General features: G+C 50.0%; 19 protein-coding genes and 2 pseudogenes. 12 read left to right on the forward strand and 9 right to left on the reverse strand.

Annotated elements, in window-relative coordinates; genetic code table 11:
* Positions 1-166: 166 nt before the first annotated feature.
* The 5 genes and pseudogenes from ydcS to patD all read left to right on the forward strand — a co-directional run bounded on the left by ydcS (position 167) and on the right by patD (position 5,515).
* Positions 167-1,312 (forward strand): annotated as a pseudogene (gene ydcS, locus HEN21_RS17245) (putative ABC transporter substrate-binding protein YdcS).
* 17 nt (positions 1,313-1,329) lie between these two features.
* The gene (locus HEN21_RS17250) at positions 1,330-2,343 is read left to right on the forward strand and encodes an ABC transporter ATP-binding protein (protein WP_000220385.1); all 1,014 of its coding nucleotides are present in this window, start codon (positions 1,330-1,332) and stop codon (positions 2,341-2,343) included.
* Positions 2,344-3,285: an ABC transporter permease gene (locus HEN21_RS17255; protein ID WP_001251309.1), complete on the forward strand. Its 942-nt coding sequence runs from the start codon at positions 2,344-2,346 to the stop codon at positions 3,283-3,285.
* A complete protein-coding gene (locus HEN21_RS17260; protein ID WP_176252638.1) occupies positions 3,275-4,069 on the forward strand; it encodes an ABC transporter permease in 795 nt (264 codons plus the stop codon). The genes HEN21_RS17255 and HEN21_RS17260 overlap by 11 nt, the downstream gene beginning before the upstream one ends.
* 21 nt (positions 4,070-4,090) lie before the next feature.
* Positions 4,091-5,515, forward strand: coding sequence for an aminobutyraldehyde dehydrogenase (patD, locus tag HEN21_RS17265; RefSeq protein ID WP_001163916.1), 1,425 nt, complete (start codon positions 4,091-4,093; stop codon positions 5,513-5,515).
* A 98-nt stretch (positions 5,516-5,613) separates the two neighbouring features.
* Here patD and yncL read toward each other — a convergent pair whose 3' ends face one another.
* Positions 5,614-5,709: a stress response membrane protein YncL gene (gene yncL / locus HEN21_RS17270; RefSeq protein WP_071598995.1), complete on the reverse strand. Its 96-nt coding sequence runs from the start codon at positions 5,707-5,709 to the stop codon at positions 5,614-5,616.
* 193 nt (positions 5,710-5,902) lie between these two features.
* Here yncL and HEN21_RS17275 point away from each other — a divergent pair, with 193 nt between their 5' ends.
* Both HEN21_RS17275 and ydcY read left to right on the forward strand, forming a co-directional pair.
* Positions 5,903-6,076, forward strand: coding sequence for a GhoT/OrtT family toxin (locus HEN21_RS17275; protein ID WP_000051844.1), 174 nt, complete (start codon positions 5,903-5,905; stop codon positions 6,074-6,076).
* An 85-nt stretch (positions 6,077-6,161) separates the two neighbouring features.
* The gene (gene ydcY / locus HEN21_RS17280) at positions 6,162-6,395 is read left to right on the forward strand and encodes a DUF2526 family protein YdcY (RefSeq protein ID WP_000018633.1); all 234 of its coding nucleotides are present in this window, start codon (positions 6,162-6,164) and stop codon (positions 6,393-6,395) included.
* Here ydcY and HEN21_RS17285 read toward each other — a convergent pair whose 3' ends face one another.
* Both HEN21_RS17285 and HEN21_RS17290 read right to left on the reverse strand, forming a co-directional pair.
* Positions 6,396-6,845, reverse strand: coding sequence for a DMT family transporter (locus HEN21_RS17285; RefSeq protein WP_021550811.1), 450 nt, complete (start codon positions 6,843-6,845; stop codon positions 6,396-6,398).
* Positions 6,842-7,360 carry a GNAT family N-acetyltransferase gene (locus HEN21_RS17290; RefSeq protein ID WP_176252637.1) on the reverse strand — a complete coding sequence of 173 codons (519 nt, stop codon included), beginning with the start codon at positions 7,358-7,360 and terminating at the stop codon, positions 6,842-6,844. Before HEN21_RS17290 ends, HEN21_RS17285 begins: the two co-directional genes overlap by 4 nt.
* Before the next feature lie 180 nt (positions 7,361-7,540).
* Here HEN21_RS17290 and curA point away from each other — a divergent pair, with 180 nt between their 5' ends.
* Complete coding sequence (curA, locus tag HEN21_RS17295; RefSeq protein ID WP_176252636.1) at positions 7,541-8,578, forward strand: NADPH-dependent curcumin/dihydrocurcumin reductase; 1,038 nt, start codon at positions 7,541-7,543, stop codon at positions 8,576-8,578.
* A 39-nt stretch (positions 8,579-8,617) separates the two neighbouring features.
* Here curA and pqqU read toward each other — a convergent pair whose 3' ends face one another.
* A complete protein-coding gene (gene pqqU, locus HEN21_RS17300; RefSeq protein WP_194313396.1) occupies positions 8,618-10,720 on the reverse strand; it encodes a TonB-dependent receptor PqqU in 2,103 nt (700 codons plus the stop codon).
* 240 nt (positions 10,721-10,960) lie between these two features.
* On the opposite strand from pqqU, the gene yncE reads away from it, so the two are divergent.
* Positions 10,961-12,022 carry a 7-bladed beta-propeller protein YncE gene (gene yncE, locus HEN21_RS17305; RefSeq protein ID WP_176252635.1) on the forward strand — a complete coding sequence of 354 codons (1,062 nt, stop codon included), beginning with the start codon at positions 10,961-10,963 and terminating at the stop codon, positions 12,020-12,022.
* 125 nt (positions 12,023-12,147) lie between these two features.
* Here yncE and ansP read toward each other — a convergent pair whose 3' ends face one another.
* The gene (ansP, locus tag HEN21_RS17310; protein WP_176252634.1) at positions 12,148-13,641 is read right to left on the reverse strand and encodes an L-asparagine permease; all 1,494 of its coding nucleotides are present in this window, start codon (positions 13,639-13,641) and stop codon (positions 12,148-12,150) included.
* Between the two features lie 266 nt (positions 13,642-13,907).
* On the opposite strand from ansP, the pseudogene HEN21_RS17315 reads away from it, so the two are divergent.
* Positions 13,908-14,012 (forward strand): annotated as a pseudogene (locus tag HEN21_RS17315) (glutathione S-transferase); the annotation flags it as partial.
* Here the strand turns inward: HEN21_RS17315 and HEN21_RS17320 are convergent.
* Together HEN21_RS17320 and HEN21_RS17325 are read right to left on the reverse strand one after the other, a co-directional pair.
* A complete protein-coding gene (locus tag HEN21_RS17320) occupies positions 14,013-15,062 on the reverse strand; it encodes a GGDEF domain-containing protein (protein WP_000236735.1) in 1,050 nt (349 codons plus the stop codon).
* A 105-nt stretch (positions 15,063-15,167) separates the two neighbouring features.
* Positions 15,168-17,144, reverse strand: coding sequence for an alkyl/aryl-sulfatase (locus tag HEN21_RS17325; protein WP_001176569.1), 1,977 nt, complete (start codon positions 17,142-17,144; stop codon positions 15,168-15,170).
* A gap of 310 nt (positions 17,145-17,454) precedes the next feature.
* Between HEN21_RS17325 and pptA the strand changes: the two genes are divergently transcribed.
* On the forward strand, positions 17,455-17,682 hold the full coding sequence (gene pptA / locus HEN21_RS17330; protein ID WP_001120153.1) for a tautomerase PptA: 228 nt from the start codon (positions 17,455-17,457) through the stop codon (positions 17,680-17,682).
* 3 nt (positions 17,683-17,685) lie between these two features.
* On the opposite strand, the gene HEN21_RS17335 is transcribed toward pptA, so the two are convergent.
* Entirely contained in the window at positions 17,686-18,255 is a 570-nt protein-coding gene (locus tag HEN21_RS17335) for a flavin reductase family protein (protein WP_000077276.1), read from the reverse strand.
* Between the two features lie 174 nt (positions 18,256-18,429).
* On the opposite strand from HEN21_RS17335, the gene nhoA reads away from it, so the two are divergent.
* Positions 18,430-19,275: an N-hydroxyarylamine O-acetyltransferase gene (nhoA, locus tag HEN21_RS17340; RefSeq protein ID WP_176252633.1), complete on the forward strand. Its 846-nt coding sequence runs from the start codon at positions 18,430-18,432 to the stop codon at positions 19,273-19,275.
* Between the two features lie 42 nt (positions 19,276-19,317).
* Here the strand turns inward: nhoA and HEN21_RS17345 are convergent, their stop codons facing one another.
* Entirely contained in the window at positions 19,318-20,211 is an 894-nt protein-coding gene (locus HEN21_RS17345) for a PhzF family isomerase (RefSeq protein ID WP_176252632.1), read from the reverse strand.
* Positions 20,212-20,218: the final 7 nt, after the last annotated feature.

Raw genomic sequence — 20,218 nt, forward strand, 5'->3', positions numbered from 1 at the left:
ACTCCAGAAGATAGCTTCACGGACGGCATAATGCGCGTTAGCTCACAACCTGATTAAATTTTCTCAGGGGCGAAGGTGTGCCTGCAAGCCGCCGTCTATGGTTAAACAAGGAGATATTTTTACGGCACGGCGGCTGAACAATTAATTACGACAGGAGTAAGACCTTATGAGCAAGACATTTGCCCGCAGCAGCCTGTGTGCGCTCACCATGACAATAATGACTGCCCACGCCGCCGAGCCTCCCGCCAATTTAGATAAACCGGAAGGGCGCCTGGATATAATCGCCTGGCCGGGATATATCGAACGCGGACAAACCGATAAACAATACGACTGGGTAACGCAATTCGAAAAAGAGACAGGTTGCGCGGTGAATGTGAAAACCGCCGCGACTTCCGATGAAATGGTCAGCCTGATGACCAAAGGGGGTTACGATCTGGTTACGGCGTCCGGCGATGCCTCGCTGCGTTTGATTATGGGTAAACGCGTGCAGCCGATTAATACCGCGCTCATCCCTAACTGGAAAACACTCGATCCTCGTGTAGTAAAAGGCGACTGGTTTAACGTCGGCGGTAAAGTTTATGGTACGCCGTATCAGTGGGGGCCTAACCTGTTGATGTACAACACCAAAACCTTCCCGACACCGCCGGATAGCTGGCAAGTGGTTTTTGTTGAGCAGAATCTGCCGGACGGCAAGAGCAACAAAGGCCGGGTACAAGCCTATGATGGCCCCATCTATATTGCCGATGCCGCGTTGTTTGTCAAAGCTACGCAGCCGCAGTTGGGCATCAGCGATCCATACCAACTTACCGAAGAACAATATCAGGCGGTGCTGAAAGTGCTGCGCGATCAGCATGGGTTAATCCATCGCTACTGGCATGACACCACCGTACAAATGAGCGATTTCAAAAACGAGGGTGTCGTGGCTTCCAGTGCCTGGCCCTATCAGGCCAACGCGTTGAAAGCCGAAGGCCAACCGATCGCTACCGTATTCCCGAAAGAGGGTGTTACCGGCTGGGCCGACACCACCATGTTGCATAGCGAAGCGAAACATCCGGTTTGCGCCTACAAATGGATGAACTGGTCATTAACGCCAAAAGTGCAGGGCGATGTGGCGGCCTGGTTTGGCTAGTTGCCGGTAGTGCCGGAAGGATGTAAAGCCAGTCCGTTATTAGGCGAAAAAGGCTGTGAGACCAACGGTTTTAACTATTTCGATAAAATCGCCTTCTGGAAAACGCCTATAGCAGAAGGGGGCAAGTTTGTTCCCTACAGTCGCTGGACGCAGGATTACATTGCCATTATGGGCGGTCGCTAACTTCGCTGAGGTGTTTTATGACGTACGCAGTGGAGTTTGACAACGTCTCGCGGTTGTACGGTGACGTGCGCGCGGTAGATGGCGTCAGTATTGCGATAAAAGATGGTGAGTTCTTTTCAATGCTGGGGCCGTCCGGCTCCGGCAAAACGACCTGCCTGCGCCTGATTGCCGGATTCGAACAGCTTTCCGGCGGGGCGATCGCTATCTTTGGTAAACCCGCCAGCAATCTGCCACCGTGGGAGCGGGATGTTAATACCGTTTTCCAGGACTATGCGCTGTTTCCCCATATGTCGATTCTCGATAATGTGGCCTACGGGCTGATGGTCAAAGGTGTGGAGAAAAAACAGCGTTACATCATGGCGCAAGAGGCGCTGGAAAAAGTGGCGCTGGGTTTTGTTCAGCAACGTAAGCCATCACAACTTTCTGGAGGCCAGCGCCAGCGGGTTGCTATCGCCAGAGCGTTAGTGAATGAACCGCGCGTATTATTGCTGGATGAACCACTCGGCGCGCTGGATCTCAAGTTGCGTGAGCAGATGCAACTTGAGCTGAAAAAGCTGCAACAGTCTCTCGGCATTACGTTTATCTTCGTTACCCACGATCAGGGCGAGGCATTATCAATGTCCGATCGTGTTGCGGTATTCAACAACGGTCGCATTGAGCAGGTCGATTCCCCGCGCGATCTCTACATGCGCCCGCGCACGCCGTTTGTTGCCGGATTCGTTGGGACATCAAATGTTTTTGATGCGTTGATGGCAGAGAAACTTTGCGGAATGATGGGTAGTTTCGCATTGCGCCCGGAACATATTCGCCTCAACACCCCTGGTGAACTGCAGGCTAATGGCACGATCCAGGCGGTGCAGTATCAGGGCGCGGCGACCCGTTTTGAACTGACACTGAGCGGCGGTGAAAAACTGCTGGTTAGTCAGGCCAATATGACGGGGGAAGAGCTCCCCGCTACGCTTACTCCAGGACAACAGGTGATGGTTTCCTGGGCGCGCGATGTGATGGTGCCGCTGGTTGAGGAGAGGTGAATGGCGATGAACGTATTGCAATCACCTTCACGTCCAGGTCTGGGCAAGGTGTCCGGTTTCTTCTGGCGGAATCCGGGGCTGGGGCTGTTTTTGCTGCTGCTTGGCCCGTTGATGTGGTTTGGCATCGTCTATTTCGGTTCGCTGCTGACGCTGTTATGGCAGGGCTTTTATACTTTTGATGATTTCACCATGTCGGTAACACCGGAACTGACACTGGCGAATATCCGCGCGCTGTTTAATCCGGCCAATTACGACATCATTCTGCGCACGTTAACCATGGCAGTTGCTGTGACCATCGCCAGTGCTTTTTTGGCCTTTCCGATGGCGTGGTATATGGCGCGCTACACCAGCGGTAAGATGAAAGCGTTTTTTTACATTGCGGTAATGTTGCCGATGTGGGCGAGCTATATCGTCAAAGCCTATGCCTGGACGTTATTGCTGGCGAAAGATGGCGTGGCGCAGTGGTTTTTACAGCATTTGGGGTTGGAACCGTTATTAACTGCGTTCCTCACGCTACCGGCGGTGGGCGGTAATACACTGTCAACTTCCGGGCTTGGACGCTTTCTGGTGTTTCTCTACATATGGCTACCGTTCATGATCCTGCCGGTGCAGGCGGCGCTGGAGCGTTTGCCCTCGTCACTTTTGCAAGCCTCAGCGGATTTAGGCGCACGTCCACGGCAAACCTTTCGTTATGTGGTGTTACCGCTGGCGATCCCTGGCATTGCAGCCGGGTCTATTTTTACCTTCTCGCTAACGCTGGGCGATTTTATTGTCCCGCAACTGGTTGGTCCGCCGGGGTATTTTATTGGCAACATGGTTTACTCGCAGCAAGGCGCGATTGGCAATATGCCGATGGCAGCAGCATTCACCCTGGTGCCGATTGTTCTCATCGCACTGTACCTGGCGTTCGTGAAACGTCTGGGAGCGTTCGATGCACTCTGAACGCGCACCGTTTTTCCTCAAACTGGCGGCCTGGGGCGGCGTGGTTTTCCTCCATTTTCCCATCCTGATTATCGCGGCCTATGCTTTTAACACTGAAGATGCGGCGTTTAGTTTTCCACCGCAAGGTTTGACGCTGCACTGGTTTAGCGTGGCGGCACAGCGCAGTGATATTCTTGATGCCGTGACACTGTCACTTAAAGTGGCGACGCTGGCGACATTGATCGCGCTGGTGTTAGGGACGCTGGCAGCCGCCGCGCTCTGGCGACGAGACTTTTTCGGCAAAAACGCCATTTCGCTGTTACTGCTGCTGCCTATTGCGTTGCCGGGCATTGTCACAGGCCTGGCGTTATTAACCGCGTTTAAAACTATCAATCTGGAGCCGGGATTTTTCACCATCGTAGTCGGTCATGCGACTTTTTGCGTAGTGGTGGTGTTTAACAATGTCATCGCCCGTTTTCGCCGTACCTCGTGGAGTCTGGTAGAGGTGTCAATGGATCTTGGAGCCAATGGCTGGCAAACCTTCCGCTACGTGGTGTTGCCGAATCTCAGTTCGGCGCTACTGGCAGGAGGAATGCTGGCGTTTGCCTTGTCGTTCGATGAAATCATCGTTACGACTTTTACGGCAGGTCATGAACGAACGTTACCACTGTGGTTACTCAATCAGCTTGGGCGACCGCGTGATGTACCGGTAACCAACGTGGTGGCACTGCTGGTTATGTTGGTAACAACCTTGCCGATCCTGGGAGCCTGGTGGCTAACCCGCGAAGGCGACAATGGTCAATAACCACTGATACAGGAATATGCTATGCAACATAAGTTACTGATTAACGGAGAACTGGTTAGCGGCGAAGGGGAAAAACAGCCTGTCTATAATCCGGCAACGGGGGAAGTATTACTGGAGATTGCCGAGGCCTCCGCAGAACAGGTGGATGCGGCTGTTCGCGCGGCAGATGCAGCATTTGCTGAATGGGGGCAAACCACGCCGAAAGCGCGTGCGGAATGCCTGCTGAAACTGGCGGATGTTATCGAAGAAAATGGTCAGGTTTTTGCCGAACTGGAGTCCCGTAACTGTGGCAAACCGCTGCATAGTGCGTTCAATGATGAAATTCCGGCGATTGTCGATGTCTTTCGCTTTTTCGCCGGAGCGGCGCGCTGCCTGAACGGTCTGGCGGCAGGCGAATATCTTGAAGGTCATACCTCGATGATCCGCCGCGATCCGTTGGGGGTTGTAGCCTCTATTGCACCGTGGAATTATCCGCTGATGATGGCTGCGTGGAAACTGGCTCCGGCGCTGGCGGCAGGGAACTGCGTAGTGCTTAAACCATCAGAAATTACCCCGCTGACAGCGTTGAAGCTGGCAGAACTGGCGAAAGATATCTTCCCGGCAGGCGTGATCAACGTACTGTTTGGCAGAGGCAAAACGGTGGGCGATCCGCTGACCGGTCATCCCAAAGTGCGGATGGTGTCGCTGACGGGGTCTATCGCCACTGGGGAGCACATCATCAGTCATACCGCACCGTCCATTAAGCGCACTCATATGGAACTTGGCGGTAAAGCGCCAGTGATTGTCTTTAATGATGCTGACATTGAAGCGGTTGTCGAAGGTGTGCGTACATTTGGCTATTACAATGCCGGGCAAGATTGTACTGCTGCCTGTCGTATCTACGCGCAAAAAGGCATTTACGACGTGCTGGTAGAAAAACTTGGTGCCGCAGTGGCAACGTTAAAATCAGGCGCGCCGGATGATGAATCCACAGAGCTTGGTCCTTTAAGTTCGCAGGCACATCTCGAACGCGTCAGCCGGGCGGTGGAAGAGGCGAAGGCGACGGGACACATTAAGGTGATCACCGGCGGTGAAAAACGGCAGGGTAATGGTTATTATTATGCGCCGACACTGCTGGCGGGTGCGTTACAAGAAGATGCCATCGTCCAAAGAGAGGTATTTGGGCCGGTAGTGAGCGTGACGGCTTTCGATAACGAAGAACAAGTGGTTAACTGGGCGAATGACAGCCAGTACGGGTTGGCCTCTTCGGTATGGACGAAAGATGTTGGTCGGGCGCATCGCGTCAGCGCGCGTCTGCAATATGGCTGCACCTGGGTTAATACCCATTTCATGCTGGTAAGTGAAATGCCGCACGGCGGGCAGAAACTCTCAGGCTATGGCAAAGATATGTCACTTTATGGGCTGGAAGATTACACCGTAGTACGCCACGTAATGGTTAAACATTAAGGATAATGTTGTAAATCTGGAGAGTGTGAGAAGATCTAACGCACTGTCAGAGAGTTGATTTTTCTCTGACAGTGCGTACTGCGTGCAATTTTGCTACATCAGATAAACCATCCAAATCTCATAGAGATAAGAGTAAACAACCCAACAGCAGCAAAGAGATTTATCAGCACTACAGTTCTACTGGAAACGTTCATTTTTGCCACCTTTTGTCATAGCCCTTATGTGTATAGTACGGGTTAAGAAAATCCGCAATCATACTTATTCTGAAGATGGACAAGAACATGCCGTAGGTTATTGAATTTATCTCAAATGGACTGAAAACTTGATATATGTCAAGAAATGACGCATATTTGCGCGCGTTTTATTCATCTGGCTGGATGCCCGTACATGTCTCTTTTTCAATGTTTGCTTGTTTTTTATGCTGTCATGGCAGCAATCGCCTTTCTCATTACCTGGTTTCTTTCCCACGATAAGAAGAGCATTCGCTTTCTGAGCGCCTTTCTGGTGGGGATTACATGGCCGATGAGTTTTCCGGTGGCGCTACTGTTTTCTCTATTTTAAATCTCACTCGCTGGCTTGACGGCACAACGCAGACTTATATCATTTGGGTGAATCGATAAATTTCACAAGTGGCTAAGGAGAAAGTATGTCGCATCTGGATGAAGTCATCGCGCGCGTGGATGCCGCGATTGAGGAGAGCGTCATTGCCCATATGAACGAGTTGTTAATCGCCCTGAGCGATGACGCAGAGTTAAGCCGGGAAGATCGTTACACCCAGCAGCAGCGTTTGCGCACCGCAATTGCTCATCACGGTCGCAAGCATAAAGAAGATATGGAAGCGCGCCACGAACAGTTAACCAAAGGCGGCACCATCCTCTGATTAAAACGTGCGTCTGGCCACCAGCCAGGCGCCAACTACCAATAAAACTGCCCCGCAAATTGGGCCAATCAGCGCCCGAAGTGGCACGCCATGACTGCGGAAAATATCCAGCACCAGACCACCAATAAGTTGACTGGCGACCAGTACAGCAATGGTCGTTGCCGCGCCAACATTCTGATATCCGCTGATACTGGCAAAAACAAAAAACGATCCCAACAAACCAGGGATTAGAGTCCACCAGCGCACGCTGGACACCAGTTCACCAAAGCCTGCTGTTCCTTGCTTAAACCATAAAATAGACACGAACAGCACAATCCCCACCAGTGAGTTCAGCAGCATGGCGATGAGAATGGTGGAGGATGTCTGGGTGATGCGTACCATCAATGTGTTTTGCACCACAAGACCAATCCCGGCAGCGATCAAAAAGGCAAGGGTAAGCGACTGATTCATTCGAGTGAATCCGGTTCGCTACGATCGTCGAGTTGTAATTGCATAAAGGTGAGATCCAACCAGCGACCAAATTTAGTGCCTACCTGTGGCATTTGCGCTGTGACGACAAATCCCAGCGTCTGGTGCAGATGCAACGACGCCTGATTTTGTGATTCTATGCCGGCAACCATCACATGCTTACCGCAGTTCTGCGCTTCATCAATCAACGCGCGCAACAATTTTCGCCCAAGACCTTTACCCTGATGATCCGGATGGACATAAACCGAATGTTCCACGGTATGGCGAAAACCGTCGAAACTACGCCAGTCACCAAACGAGGCATATCCTGTAACTACGCCATCTTCTTCGCTCACCAGCACCGGATAACCCGATAAAGTCCGTGCTTCAAACCAGGCAATGCGGTTATCTGTATCCACAGTCTGGTCGTTCCAGATAGCTGCCGTATGCAGTACAGCGTGGTTATAAATTTCCGCAATTGCAGCACAATCGGCTTTGCGGGCAGAACGGATGGACATCTTAAGCCTCGATAAAATAATGATGATGACGTTATCAATACTATCGAAAACAGCCCGAAGCAACGGATTCCTCGATGAAATTATTGCGTGTTGCAGAGGGGATGTGACGGCTGAAAACAAAACCAATCCAGTGAGCCTGCTACTATTGATGGATTCATGCCAAAAGCACAGGAGAGCATTATGGGGCAACAAAAGCAGCGTAATCGCCGTTGGGTTCTGGCGTCGCGTCCATACGGCGCGCCGGTTCCGGAGAATTTCCGTCTTGAAGAAGATGATGTCGCCACACCGGGTGAAGGACAGGTGTTATTACGCACGGTCTACCTGTCGTTGGATCCGTATATGCGCGGGCGCATGAGCGATGAGCCATCTTATTCACCACCGGTTGATATTGGTGGCGTGATGGTCGGCGGCACGGTGAGTCGGGTGGTGGAATCTAATCATCCGGATTACCAGCCTGGCGACTGGGTGCTGGGTTACAGCGGTTGGCTGGATTACGACATATCCAGTGGCGATGATCTGGTGAAACTTGGCGATCATCCGGAAAATCCTTCGTGGTCACTGGGTGTGCTGGGAATGCCTGGCTTTACGGCTTATATGGGGCTGCTGGATATCGGTCAACCCAAAAAGGGAGAAACGCTGGTAGTTGCTGCAGCAACGGGGCCGGTTGGCGCGACAGTGGGGCAAATCGGCAAACTAAAAGGTTGCCGCGTGGTGGGTGTTGCCGGTGGCGCGGAAAAATGTCGTCATGCCATAGACGTTCTGGGTTTTGATGTTTGTCTTGATCATCACGCAGATGATTTTGCCGAACAACTGGCGAAAGCGTGTCCGAAAGGCGTGGACATCTATTATGAAAACGTTGGTGGTAAGGTGTTTGATGCGGTGCTGCCTTTACTCAATACATCCGCGCGTATTCCCGTTTGCGGTTTAGTGAGCGGTTATAACTCCACCGAACTGCCTTCCGGGCCGGATCGTTTACCGCTACTTATGGCTACGGTGCTGAAAAAACGTATTCGCCTGCAAGGGTTTATTATTAGTCAGGATTATGGTCATCGCATCCATGAGTTCCAGCAAGAGATGGGGCAATGGGTGAAGGAGGGGAAAATTCACTATCGTGAACAAATTACCGATGGTTTAGAGAACGCCCCGCAGACATTCATCGGTCTGCTGAATGGTAAAAACTTCGGCAAAGTCGTGATCCGTGTTGCGGATGATGATTAACATTTCAGGTGGCGGCATTCTTGCCGCCACTAATGAATATTATTCAAATCGCCATGCGAGATTTACGCCTACACCATAATTCCGCCCAGGCGCAGGCTCGTAATATCGACCATTGGATTCATTAACAATCACCGAGCCGACATATTCTTTATCGAATAAATTATCGACACGACCAAATAAATCTATTGTCATATTACGGTAATTATATTTATAGCCGGTGAACAAACCGACGAGAGTGTAAGAGGGCGCTTTTGCCGTATTCTCGTCATCCGCCATGATATCGCCCATATAACGTGCTTCTGTGCCTGCATACCAGCCTTCTTCTGGCACATAACCTAACGACGCAAAGCCCATATTGCGGGCGATCCCGGGCATTCGGTTACCATTACAGTCCTGAGCGTTACAAACATTGCTGCGATAAGTTGCGTCAAGCCACGTCCACGACGCTTTCACACGGAAATCTCCGGCAAAACGCTGATCCCACGCCAGTTCAGCCCCCTGACGGCGCGTCTTCCCGGCATTTTTATAAGTGGTACGCCCGCCGCTACTGCTATCAACAACGATTTCATCATCGGTATCGGTCTGGAATAACGCAGCGGTAAACAAGCCATCGCCGATACGCGTTTTACTGCCGATTTCTATTGTGTCGTTAGTGGACGGTTTTAAACCAAAGTTCATGCCACTTTGCCCGTCGGCACGGTAAGAAAGCTCATTAATGGTTGGTGTTTCAAAACCGCGTCCGGCTGCCAGATAGACATTCCAGGCATCGGTCATGGCGTATTTCAACGATCCCGCAGGAAGCCATTTGTGATAACTGGCATCACCGCTGTCATCACCGTTACCGGGGGTAACGTAATGATCGTTAGAATCAAACCACACGGAGCTGTAGCGCACGCCAGCATCCAGCGACAGTTTGTCGGTTAGTTGCCACTGGGTTTGTAAATAGGGATCGACGTTCCACATCAGATTGCGTTCGTCGCGACGCAAATCACCTTTTTGTCCGTACTCCGGCACGCCGTCATTAAGGCGGAAGTTATTGTAACCCTTTCGGTTTTCACTCATGTTTTCATAGTTCAGGCCAGTAGTGAAAGTGACCGGAACTCCCAGCTCGCCACGATGTGTCCAGCGGCTGTCTATACCCTGGTAATGACGTTGCAGGGTAATTACACCTCCTGCGTGTGACGGGTTAAGCTGCGGGATCATCGGGATCGACTGATACTGGGTCGTTTCCCGTTCGCCTGCGTACATCATCACGCTCATCTCATCCTGCGCATTAAGGCTGCGCTCGTAGCGTAATCCAGCCTGAGTTTGTTTGATGGTTTTACGCGTGTCGTACTGTTCAGCACGCGGAGCTTGTTGCGGATTCGCTTTCCATTCTGCTTCGGTCAACCCACCAGGGTCATCGGCTTTGATGTCCACACTGTTGAAAATCAGGTTTAACTTACTGGCGTCATCAATGCGTACGCCCAGTCTGGCATTGGCTAAATTTTTCTGTGCGCCGCTATGGTCACGATAGCCGTGAGTCGTAAAACGCGTAGTCGAAACGGTGTAATCAACATCGCCAGGTTGGGTGCCGTCGCCCATTGCGCCCGTCGCTTTCAGTCCATAGCGCCAGCTACCATAACTGCCATAGTAACTGCTGGCTTCAATAGTTGGTGGATGTTCGCCGGTTTGTGTGGTGACGTTCATTACGCCGCCAGACGCATTGCCATACAGGGCAGAAAAGGGGCCTCGTAGCACTTCCACGTTTTGCACACTACTTAAATCGATATTAGACGTTTGCCCTTGTCCGTCAGGCATAGTGGCGGGAATGCCATCAACATACAGGCGAATACCGCGAATACCGTAAGTGGAACGGGAACCAAATCCGCGAATAGACAGTTGTAGATCCTGCGCATAGTTCTGCCGGTTTTGTACCTGCAAACCAGGCACACTGGTCAGTGATTCAGACAAATTGATGCGCGGCGTTGCCAGACGCATCTCCTCGCCATCGACCACGCTTACCGCAGCGGGTGTGTCCAGTTCAGAAACTACCTGCGGCGCGGCGCTAACAATCATGGTTTGTTCATTAGCGGCAAAAGTGGAAGGAGAAAGGAGAATCAGTGCGGGCAAAACGGTCTGTCGGACGGAAAAAATCTTCATGAAAAAAGCCAGGTTAAGAATGGGAAAACACCGTCATGGTAATGAATTTGTAAATTTATAGAAAACAAAACGGCACAATACGTTAATCAATTGGGAAAATTGTAGTCGTGGTGGCAAGAAATGCTCCACATTTGAGAAAATAATGATTACCATTCCCATTTATAACAAGGGCGTAACGAAGATTATGCTCAACGAAGCATTGTGAAGCAGCTATAAATCGGTTCATCAAAGGGAGTCGTCATGCATTTACGTCATCTGTTTTCATCGCGCCTGCGTGGTTCGCTACTGTTAGGTTCATTGCTCGTTGCTTCATCATTCAGTGCGCAGGCAGCGGAAGAAATGCTGCGTAAAGCGGTAGGTAAAGGTGCCTACGAAATGGCTTATAGCCAGCAGGAAAACGCGCTGTGGCTCGCCACATCGCAAAGCCGCAAACTGGACAAAGGCGGTGTGGTTTATCGTCTCGATCCGGTGACTCTGGAAGTCACTCAGGCAATTCATAACGATCTCAAGCCGTTTGGCGCCACTATCAACAACGCTACTCAAACGTTGTGGTTTGGTAACACAGTAAACAGTGCGGTCACGGCAATTGATGCCAAAACGGGCGAAGTGAAAGGGCGTCTGGTACTGGACGATCGCAAACGTACAGAAGAAGTGCGTCCGCTACAGCCGCGTGAGCTGGTTGCTGATGATACTACGAACACTGTTTACATCAGCGGTATTGGGAAAGAGAGTGTGATTTGGGTGGTTGATGGCGAGAATATCAAACTGAAAACTGCCATCCAGAACACCGGTAAAATGAGTACCGGTCTGGCGCTGGATAGCAAAGGCAAACGTCTTTACACCACTAACGCTGACGGCGAATTGATTACCATCGACACCGCCGACAATAAAATCCTGAGCCGTAAAAAGCTGCTGGATGATGGCAAAGAGCATTTCTTTATCAACATCAGTCTCGATACTGCCAACCAGCGAGCGTTTATCACTGACTCCAAAGCGGCAGAAGTGTTAGTGGTCGATACCCGTAACGGCAATATTCTGGCAAAGGTAGCGGCACCGGAATCACTGGCTGTATTGTTTAACCCGGCGCGTAATGAAGCCTATGTGACGCATCGGCAGGCGGGTAAAGTCAGTGTGATTGACGCGAAAAGCTATAAAGTGGTGAAAACGTTCGACACGCCGACCCATCCTAACAGCCTGGCGCTTTCTGCCGATGGCAAAACGCTGTATGTCAGCGTGAAGCAAAAATCGACTAAACAGCAAGAAGCCACTCAGCCGGACGATGTGATTCGTATTGCGCTGTAACAGACACAGACATGGAGGAGTTTGTCTTTCGTAGGCCGGATGCGGCGCAAGCGCTGCATTCGGCAAGCGGAGCACCTCGTCAGCAATATGAATATGCCCGGCTCGTAGCCGGGCACATTTTGCAATTAACCCGCCGTCTCAGGTTTAAACACAATTTCCTGTTTTTCTTCTTCGACTACCGGCGCAGTGCTGTGAATTTCGGCAACGCGTTTGCGTACACCAAACCAACCCACAACCAGCAGAATACCGATAATCGGCAGCGCCGCGATGGTGTAAGTCCCGTTCGGGTAATCGAATGCCATCAGCACCAGCACACTCAGTAAAAACAGTAATGTCAGCCAGGACGTGAAGGGCGCACCAGGCAGTTTAAAACTGACATCCGCTGCTTTACCTTCTTTGATGGCTTTACGCAGGCGCATCTGACAAACAATGATAAACGCCCACGAGGCGATAATTCCCAATGACGCGAAGTTCAGGACAATCTCAAATACGCGCGACGGCACCAGATAATTGAGGAATACGCCGACGACATACACAACCAGCGTCGCCAGAATCCCGGCGTACGGCACATGCTGGCGACTCATCTTCGCCATAAAACCCGGCGCAGATCCGCCCATCGCCATCGAACGCAGAATACGCCCGGTGCAGTAGAGGCCAGAGTTCAGACTGGAGAGCGCGGCGGTCAGCACCACAATGTTCATGATGCTGCCAATGTACGGCACACCGAGTTTAGAGAAGAAGGTCACAAAAGGACTTTGACCGGACTGATAGGCGCTCCACGGCAGTAACATGACCAGCAACACGACAGAACCGACATAAAACAGGCCAATACGCCAAATCACGCTGTTAATTGCTTTTGGCACCATAGTCTGCGGATCTTTACATTCTCCGGCGGCAGTTCCGACCATTTCGATGGAGGCAAAAGCAAATACCACGCCCTGAATTAACACCAGCGCAGGCAGCAAACCGTGCGGGAAAAAGCCACCATTATCGGTAATTAAATGAAAGCCAGTGGTGTTGCCATCCAGCGGCTGACCGCTACCGAGGAACACTGTACCCACGACCAAAAAGGTCACAATGGCGAGCACTTTAATCAGCGCAAACCAGAACTCCATCTCTGCGAACCATTTCACACCAATCATATTCATGGTGCCAACGATGGTCAGCGCAGCGAGCGCAAATACCCATTGCGGCACGCCGCCAAACGCGCCCCAGTAATGCATATACAGTGCGACGGCGGTGATATCGACAATCCCCGTCATCGCCCAGTTGATGAAGTACATCCAGCCGGCAACATAAGCGGCTTTCTCACCCAAAAACTCACGGGCATAAGAGACAAAACTACCACTGGAAGGGCGATGTAATACCAACTCACCCAACGCACGCAAAATAAAAAACGAAAACAGGCCGCAGATTAAATAAACCAGTGCCAGTGCCGGGCCGGCCATTTGCAGTCGGGCACCTGCGCCTAAAAACAAACCAGTCCCAATTGCGCCGCCAATGGCGATCATCTGCACCTGACGATTGCCCATCGCTTTGTGATAACCCTCTTCGTGGGCATTAAGCCAGCGGCGTTTCGCGGCGTGTTGATCTGAAGTGTCGGTGTCGTGTTTACTCATTGCTCTCCCTGATTGCTTCGTTGAAAAAGTCTTATAAGTCGCCATGAACAATGTTTATTCATCCTGGCGATGACAGTTATCACCATTATTCTTTATGGGTATAAAACTATCGGCGCAGCATCCTACCTGTTATCGATAAACGATGCAAAATATCCCCTTACAAGTTGAGTGGGGATTAAAAGGATTGCTGAAAAAATGACAAATCTTAGTCCGGGTTGCCCTGTTTACTGACCTACACTTAAGCTTTAACGCTGTACGGGGGAGATATGATTAAGGTTTATGGCGTACCAGGATGGGGTTCCACCATCAGTGAACTGATACTGACTCTGGCTGATATTCCCTATAAGTTTGTTGATGTCAGCGGAATAGAGTTATTTAGCCCACCGATTTCGCCCATTTTCTTTCGCTCGATATAACGCGGCATCGGCATCAGCAACTATTTGTTCAGTCGTTTTTGCGGGGGTAGAACAGGTAATCCCCTGACTAACCGTAACAACTTCACTCACGGAAGATGTCTGATGCGCAATCGCTGCCAGTTTAAGTTCTTGCTTAATTCTGGCTGCTATCGCTTCGGCTTCCTGCAAGCTCGCATTGAAAAGAATAATGGCAAACTCTTCGCCACCATAACGCGTAACTACATCTTCGGGCTGGCGAATTGCGCGTTGCAGTGCGTCGGCAACTTGTATCAGACAACGATCGCCAGCAGGGTGCCCATAAGTGTCGTTGTAGCGTTTAAAAAAATCGACATCCAGCATAATTAAAACGAACGACGTCTTTTGTTCGACGGCATCACGTAAAATACTATCCAACGCTCGTCGGTTTGCCACTCCAGTTAAGGGATCGCGATGAGCTAATGCATCGAGGCGATGAATCAACTGGTTGTTGTACTTATTTTGTTGCCATGCTTCTTCAAACCAACGCAACAAAATAAAACGTCCGCCATAGAGAGCCAGTGAAAAAATGCTCCAGATAACAGCGAAATGAATATTCACATACTGATTGAGCACAAGACTGGCTATCGGGATGGTAAACCATAATGGAATGACAAATGCGAGGAGTGATGGGGTGTGGAAATATAGCGCAACAACGGCACTAAGCATTAGTAATACACACAGTGGATATGCAAAAGGTAGCGTCCAGTGTGCAATAAAATAAAAACAACACCATGACCATAGTAGGCTTAGTATGACCAATAACTGCTGAATATACTGTACTTTGTTGCGTGGGCTAACTAATAAAAGACCACTGATTAGCAAAATACCTAATGATGAAATATCAATAGTGTGTACAAGATTTTTCTCATTAAACCATGGAGTCGTGCCTTCATTAAACAAAACCCCTCGAAGCAAAACCAACGATGCAAAACTGATGTTAATCAACGCAAACCACGGCAGGCTAATCGCCATACCGCGAATAACCATATCCTGGCGGTTTTTCCATGAATAATGAGGGTGTTTTCTTTTGTCAGAATTCATTTTTGTTTATAACCCAAAAAGGGCAGGGAACCTGCCCGACTTACACGAAAATTATGGCGTTACAATATTGAACCAGAATTCAAAGTTATCCATATACCCTAACAGCTCGTTGAGTTTTTCCGCATTTCCAGAGATTTTTACTTCGCCTTTATCCGTGGCTTCTTTTAATGTCTCTTCCTTCAGGATAATTTTATTCAAGACATCGCGGGAGAGGGTGATAGTCGCATCGGCGTCAGAGGCTTGCGTATCAGCAGTGTGATTGAGTACACCGTTTTCCAGTTCCACTTTATAAGTGCCGCCATCTTCACCGAAATCAAAATTCAATACTGCTTTAGCGTCTGCCGCTTTCTCGCCATTTATATGCACAGCAAGATAATCAAAGAACATTTCCGGTGTCATGGCTCGCACGGTGTCAGGGCTGGCTGTATTTGGCGTAGGCAGTTTTTGCACACCATTGCGTAATTCCTGTGCGCCTGTGAGATAGAAGTTACGCCACGGCCCGGATTCGGCCTGGTAGCCTAACTGTTCAAGCGCATCGGCTTCCAGATTCCTTGCTGCCTGGTTGTTTGGATCGGCAAACACTACCTTACTGACAACCTGGGCAACCCAGCGGAAATTTCCCTGGTCATAATCCTGTTTGGCTTTTTGTAAAATGGCATCAGCACCGCCCATATATTCCACGAATTTTTTAGCGGCGTCTTCTGGTGGCAGTTCATCGAGAGTCGCAGGATTACCATCAAACCAGCCGAGATAAAGCACATAAGTTGCTTTCACATCATGGCTCACTGAACCGTAATAACCGCGATTCGCCCAGGTGTTAGCAAGCGAAGAGGGCAATTTGAAGTTTGCGGCAATTTCATCACGAGTCAGCCCCTGATTCGCCATGCGTAGCGTTTGATCGTTGATATAACGGTACAAATCGCGTTGGCTTTTTAGCAGTTTGACAACGTTATCGTTACCCCAGGTTGGCCAGTGATGCTGGGCGAGAATAATCTCCGCTTTATCGCCCCACAGATTGAGTGCTTCGTTGATGTATTTAGACCACGGAAGAGGTTGACGAATTTTGGCACCACGCAGCGAATAGGTGTTGTGGAGGGTGTGCGTGACATCTTCTGCGGTTTCGATCAGTTTCTTTTCTTCAATAAACCACAGCATTTCGGAAGGTGCTTCGGAACCGGGCGCCATCAGAAAATCATAGGTCAGCCCGTCGATAGTCTCTTTTTGTCCGGTTTTGGTTATGTAGTTGGTGGGGGCAATCAATGTAACCGTTCCGGCTGAGGTCGTTGTTCCCAGCCCAGCGCCGACCTGACCTTTAGCATCAGGTTTCAACAAGTTACCGTACATATAACTGGCTCGTCGGCTCATTACATTGCCAGCCATAATATTTTCTGAAACAGCCTCTTCTAAAAATCCGGCTGGCGCATAAATTTTTGTTTTTCCTGATTTAACGTCAGCTTCATCAACCACGCCGCGAACGCCGCCGTAGTGATCGACATGACTGTGCGTGTAGATAACCGCCACCACTGGTTTTTGACCGCGATTTTTATAATAAAGATCCATGCCAACTTTAGCTGTTTCTGCTGAAACCAGTGGATCAACAACGGTAATACCTTCTTTACCTTCAATGATGGTCATATTTGATAAATCGAGATTGCGAATCTGATAGACGCCTTCAGTCACTTCAAATAAGCCGCTGATATTTATCAGTTGCGCCTGACGCCATAAACTTGGATTGACAGTATCAGGTGCTTTATCGCCTTCTTTGATAAAAGAATATTGCTGTGGGTTCCAGATAACATTCCCTTGTTCACCCTTAATCACTTCCTGAGGTAAAGGAGCAATAAAACCTTTATGAGCATCAGCAAAATCGCTGTTATCGGAAAACGGCAATTGACTATAAAGTGCGTTATTCGCTTGTTGGGTGGCAGCGGAGGCCTCTTTTGGCGCTTCTGCTGCGATGAGAGGAAGTGAACTTGTTGTGAATAATCCCATGACTAGCAGACTTTTAGCAATATGGTTAAGCTGCATCGCAAGTGTCTCCAGAAAGGCTTTGTAAAAGAAAGGATATTACGAGTGAAAATTATGATTGAGGGCAAGAATAACTATAATTGGCGTTAATAAATCAGCAAGCTGGATGTCGTGAATTTTCTTAATATGATAAGAAATAAAGAATAGATTCTGTATGTTACAGGACGGGTGCGTATTGGCGCGGAAGCTAATAGTATATGTACGTTATTAAAGTGACGGCGCATATATCGCACATCATTTCGCATCAAATAACACATGACGTTTTCGGCTTGTGCTAATTTTGCTGACATCTTTCAAAAGGAGCACAACAATGCCACACATAGACATTAAATGTTTTCCCCGTGAACTGGATGAACAACAAAAAACGGCACTGGCGGCGGAGATTACCGACGTCATTATTCGCCATCTGAACAGTAAAGAGAGTTCGATAAGCATTGCACTACAACAGATACAACCGGAATCATGGCAAGCGGTCTGGGACGCCGAAATCGCGCCCCAAATGGAGACGTTGATAAAGAAACCCGGTTACAGCATGTAATGCTTAACCTGCCGTAACACGCTTGCCGCTGGTAACAAAGGTGCCAGCGCCTAAATGATGTAGCGTATTGAGTTTATCGTCATCAAATTGCCAGCGGCCTTCGACAAAAACACGAGCGTCTGCCGCTGCTGATACCACTTCGCCAAACAACGTGTCGTATTTTTCTTGCGCAGAAGTCGCGGGAAGCAAGCGGCACTCCATCCATGCCAGACATTTCTCTTCGACCACCGGCAAGCCAAGTACCGGGCCTTTCACAACCGGAATGCCATAACAGTTAAACTTATCTTCATCACGCCCAGAAATGCTGCCCACTGCCCACGTCCAGTTAGTTGCTGCGACTCCTGGGATCACAATGCCAAACATGCCACTACGTTCAATCAACTCCCGTGACCATGTCGATTTATCAACCACAATGGCCACGCGTGGTGGTTCGAACTCTACGGGCATCGACCAGGCCGCAGCCATAATGTTACGTCGCTGGGATTGCTCATCGAAACTGGTGATCAAGACGGTAGGGCCGTGGTTTAACAGACGGCTGGCATGATGCAACTCAACGGGAATAAATTGGCTCATGGTATCGCCTCGCTAAGAAGGTTGTTTTAAAAGCGTAGCTCGTAACGCAATAAGTAACGAAATTAACGGGATTGGCGATTTGCGAACGTGATGCTTGTCCGCGATCGCACAAAATAGCCGGTGTGGCGTCCATTCCAGGTTATAAGTTGAGAAAACCACTAAGGGAAACGCCTGATGACGCCCATTCTGAATCACTATTTTGCCCGTATTCGCTGGACGGGTGCTGCTGCGGTCAATATCGATACGCTAAGAGCATTACACCTGAAACACAATTGCACTATTCCATTTGAAAATCTCGACGTTTTGCTGCCGAGAGAAATCCAGCTTGATGATCAATCGCTGGAAGAGAAACTGGTGACTGCGCGACGCGGAGGTTACTGTTTTGAGCAGAATGGTGTGTTTGAGCGGGTGTTACGCGAGCTGGGATTTAACGTTCGCAGTTTGTTAGGTCGCGTAGTGTTATCTAACCCCGCATCGTTACCGCCGCGCACGCACCGTCTGTTGTTAGTAGAACTGGAAGGTGAACAATGGATTGCCGACGTCGGTTTTGGTGGTCAGACGCTGACCGCGCCAATCCGTTTAGTGCCGGATATCGCGCAAACCACGCCACACGGAGAGTATCGGTTGTTGCAGGAGGGTGATAACTGGGTTTTGCAGTTTAATCATCATCAGCACTGGCAGTCGATGTATCGTTTTGATCTCTGCGAGCAGCAACAAAGTGATTATGTGATGGGCAATTTCTGGTCGGCGCACTGGCCGCAGTCGCATTTTCGCCATCATCTGTTGATGTGCCGCCATTTGCCGGACGGTGGCAAACTGACGCTGACCAATTTCCATTTCACCCATTATGAAAATGGGCACGCGGTGGATCAGCTGAATCTACCGGATGTGGCGTCGTTATATGCCGTGATGCAGGAGCAATTTGGACTGGGCGTGGATGATGCGAAACATGGGTTTACCGTGGATGAACTGGCACTGGTGATGGCGGCGTTTGATACGCATCCGGAGGCAGGGAAATAGTTTGTGCCGGATGCGGCGCAAACGCCTTATCCGGCAACGGTTTCAGAGATCAATGGCCCATTCGGCATGAAACAAAATCACCGCTGTGCCAGAAATGGTGACTTTCTCCGGTTGGTTGTCCCGAATAGTCACCGTCACATCAATCACGCCGTCACGCCCCAGAGCTCGCCCCTGATGGCCTTTAACACGCAACTCGTTGCCATCGTGAGGCAATACGTTGTGATGTACCAACCATGCGCCCATCGGGCCATTGGCATTGCCGGTCACCGGATCTTCCACAATACCAATCGCAGGCGAGAACATGCGACCATCGGTTTCATTTTTGCCTGAGCGGATCTGGAAGGGGAAAAAACCATTGCAGCCAATCTGTTTACTGATAGCGGTCAGCGCAGCAAGGTCAGGCGAAAGGGCGTCGATATCCACTTCCGGTTTCAGCGGAATCATCACTTTTGAGTGTCCTGTGGTTGCCACCTGAATTGGCAAGCCTGGCAAAATATCGTCTTCAGTGAGATGAAGCGCGTTGATAATTGCCGCGCGAGCTTCACCTTCCAGCGGCGGTTCAAAGTCCGGCGAGCCTTGCTCCAGAGAAATACGATAATCCCCGTTTTGTTTTTCGATAGTGACACGGTGCTTTCCCGCCAGCGATGTTTGCCAGACGGTGCAATTTCCCAAACCCAATACCTTTGAACGTACATAGTGCGCTGCTACCGTCGCGTGACCGCAAATCGGCACTTCAACCGTTGGCGTAAAGTAGCGGATGCGCACATCGCTGTCGTCACTGTGCAGCAGAAAAGCCGTTTCCGAATGGCCTAACTCGCGGGCGATAAGTTGCATTTGCGCTTCGCTAAGATTATCGGCAGGGAAAACAACACCGGCAGAATTGCCGCGAAACGGTTGAGAGGTAAAAGCATCGACGTGGTAAATCTGCGGTTTCATTAACGTT

The organism is Escherichia sp. 93.1518 (genome assembly GCF_013368915.2).
Taxonomy (GTDB): Bacteria; Pseudomonadota; Gammaproteobacteria; order Enterobacterales; family Enterobacteriaceae; genus Escherichia; species Escherichia ruysiae.

Excerpts from the sequence above, each read along its gene's own strand:
- HEN21_RS17320 (WP_000236735.1), bottom strand. The coding sequence starts at position 15,062 with ATGGTTATTCGCGGTATGGCGATTAGCCTGCCGTGGTTTGCGTTGATT.
- HEN21_RS17255 (WP_001251309.1), top strand. The coding sequence starts at position 2,344 with ATGGCGATGAACGTATTGCAATCACCTTCACGTCCAGGTCTGGGCAAG.
- HEN21_RS17345 (WP_176252632.1), bottom strand. The coding sequence starts at position 20,211 with ATGAAACCGCAGATTTACCACGTCGATGCTTTTACCTCTCAACCGTTT.
- HEN21_RS17260 (WP_176252638.1), top strand. The coding sequence starts at position 3,275 with ATGCACTCTGAACGCGCACCGTTTTTCCTCAAACTGGCGGCCTGGGGC.
- HEN21_RS17285 (WP_021550811.1), bottom strand. The coding sequence starts at position 6,845 with ATGAATCAGTCGCTTACCCTTGCCTTTTTGATCGCTGCCGGGATTGGT.
- HEN21_RS17335 (WP_000077276.1), bottom strand. The coding sequence starts at position 18,255 with ATGAGCCAATTTATTCCCGTTGAGTTGCATCATGCCAGCCGTCTGTTA.
- curA (WP_176252636.1), top strand. The coding sequence starts at position 7,541 with ATGGGGCAACAAAAGCAGCGTAATCGCCGTTGGGTTCTGGCGTCGCGT.
- HEN21_RS17325 (WP_001176569.1), bottom strand. The coding sequence starts at position 17,144 with ATGCAGCTTAACCATATTGCTAAAAGTCTGCTAGTCATGGGATTATTC.
- pptA (WP_001120153.1), top strand. The coding sequence starts at position 17,455 with ATGCCACACATAGACATTAAATGTTTTCCCCGTGAACTGGATGAACAA.
- patD (WP_001163916.1), top strand. The coding sequence starts at position 4,091 with ATGCAACATAAGTTACTGATTAACGGAGAACTGGTTAGCGGCGAAGGG.
- pqqU (WP_194313396.1), bottom strand. The coding sequence starts at position 10,720 with ATGAAGATTTTTTCCGTCCGACAGACCGTTTTGCCCGCACTGATTCTC.
- ydcY (WP_000018633.1), top strand. The coding sequence starts at position 6,162 with ATGTCGCATCTGGATGAAGTCATCGCGCGCGTGGATGCCGCGATTGAG.
- yncL (WP_071598995.1), bottom strand. The coding sequence starts at position 5,709 with ATGAACGTTTCCAGTAGAACTGTAGTGCTGATAAATCTCTTTGCTGCT.
- HEN21_RS17250 (WP_000220385.1), top strand. The coding sequence starts at position 1,330 with ATGACGTACGCAGTGGAGTTTGACAACGTCTCGCGGTTGTACGGTGAC.
- HEN21_RS17290 (WP_176252637.1), bottom strand. The coding sequence starts at position 7,360 with ATGTCCATCCGTTCTGCCCGCAAAGCCGATTGTGCTGCAATTGCGGAA.
- nhoA (WP_176252633.1), top strand. The coding sequence starts at position 18,430 with ATGACGCCCATTCTGAATCACTATTTTGCCCGTATTCGCTGGACGGGT.
- yncE (WP_176252635.1), top strand. The coding sequence starts at position 10,961 with ATGCATTTACGTCATCTGTTTTCATCGCGCCTGCGTGGTTCGCTACTG.
- HEN21_RS17275 (WP_000051844.1), top strand. The coding sequence starts at position 5,903 with ATGTCTCTTTTTCAATGTTTGCTTGTTTTTTATGCTGTCATGGCAGCA.
- ansP (WP_176252634.1), bottom strand. The coding sequence starts at position 13,641 with ATGAGTAAACACGACACCGACACTTCAGATCAACACGCCGCGAAACGC.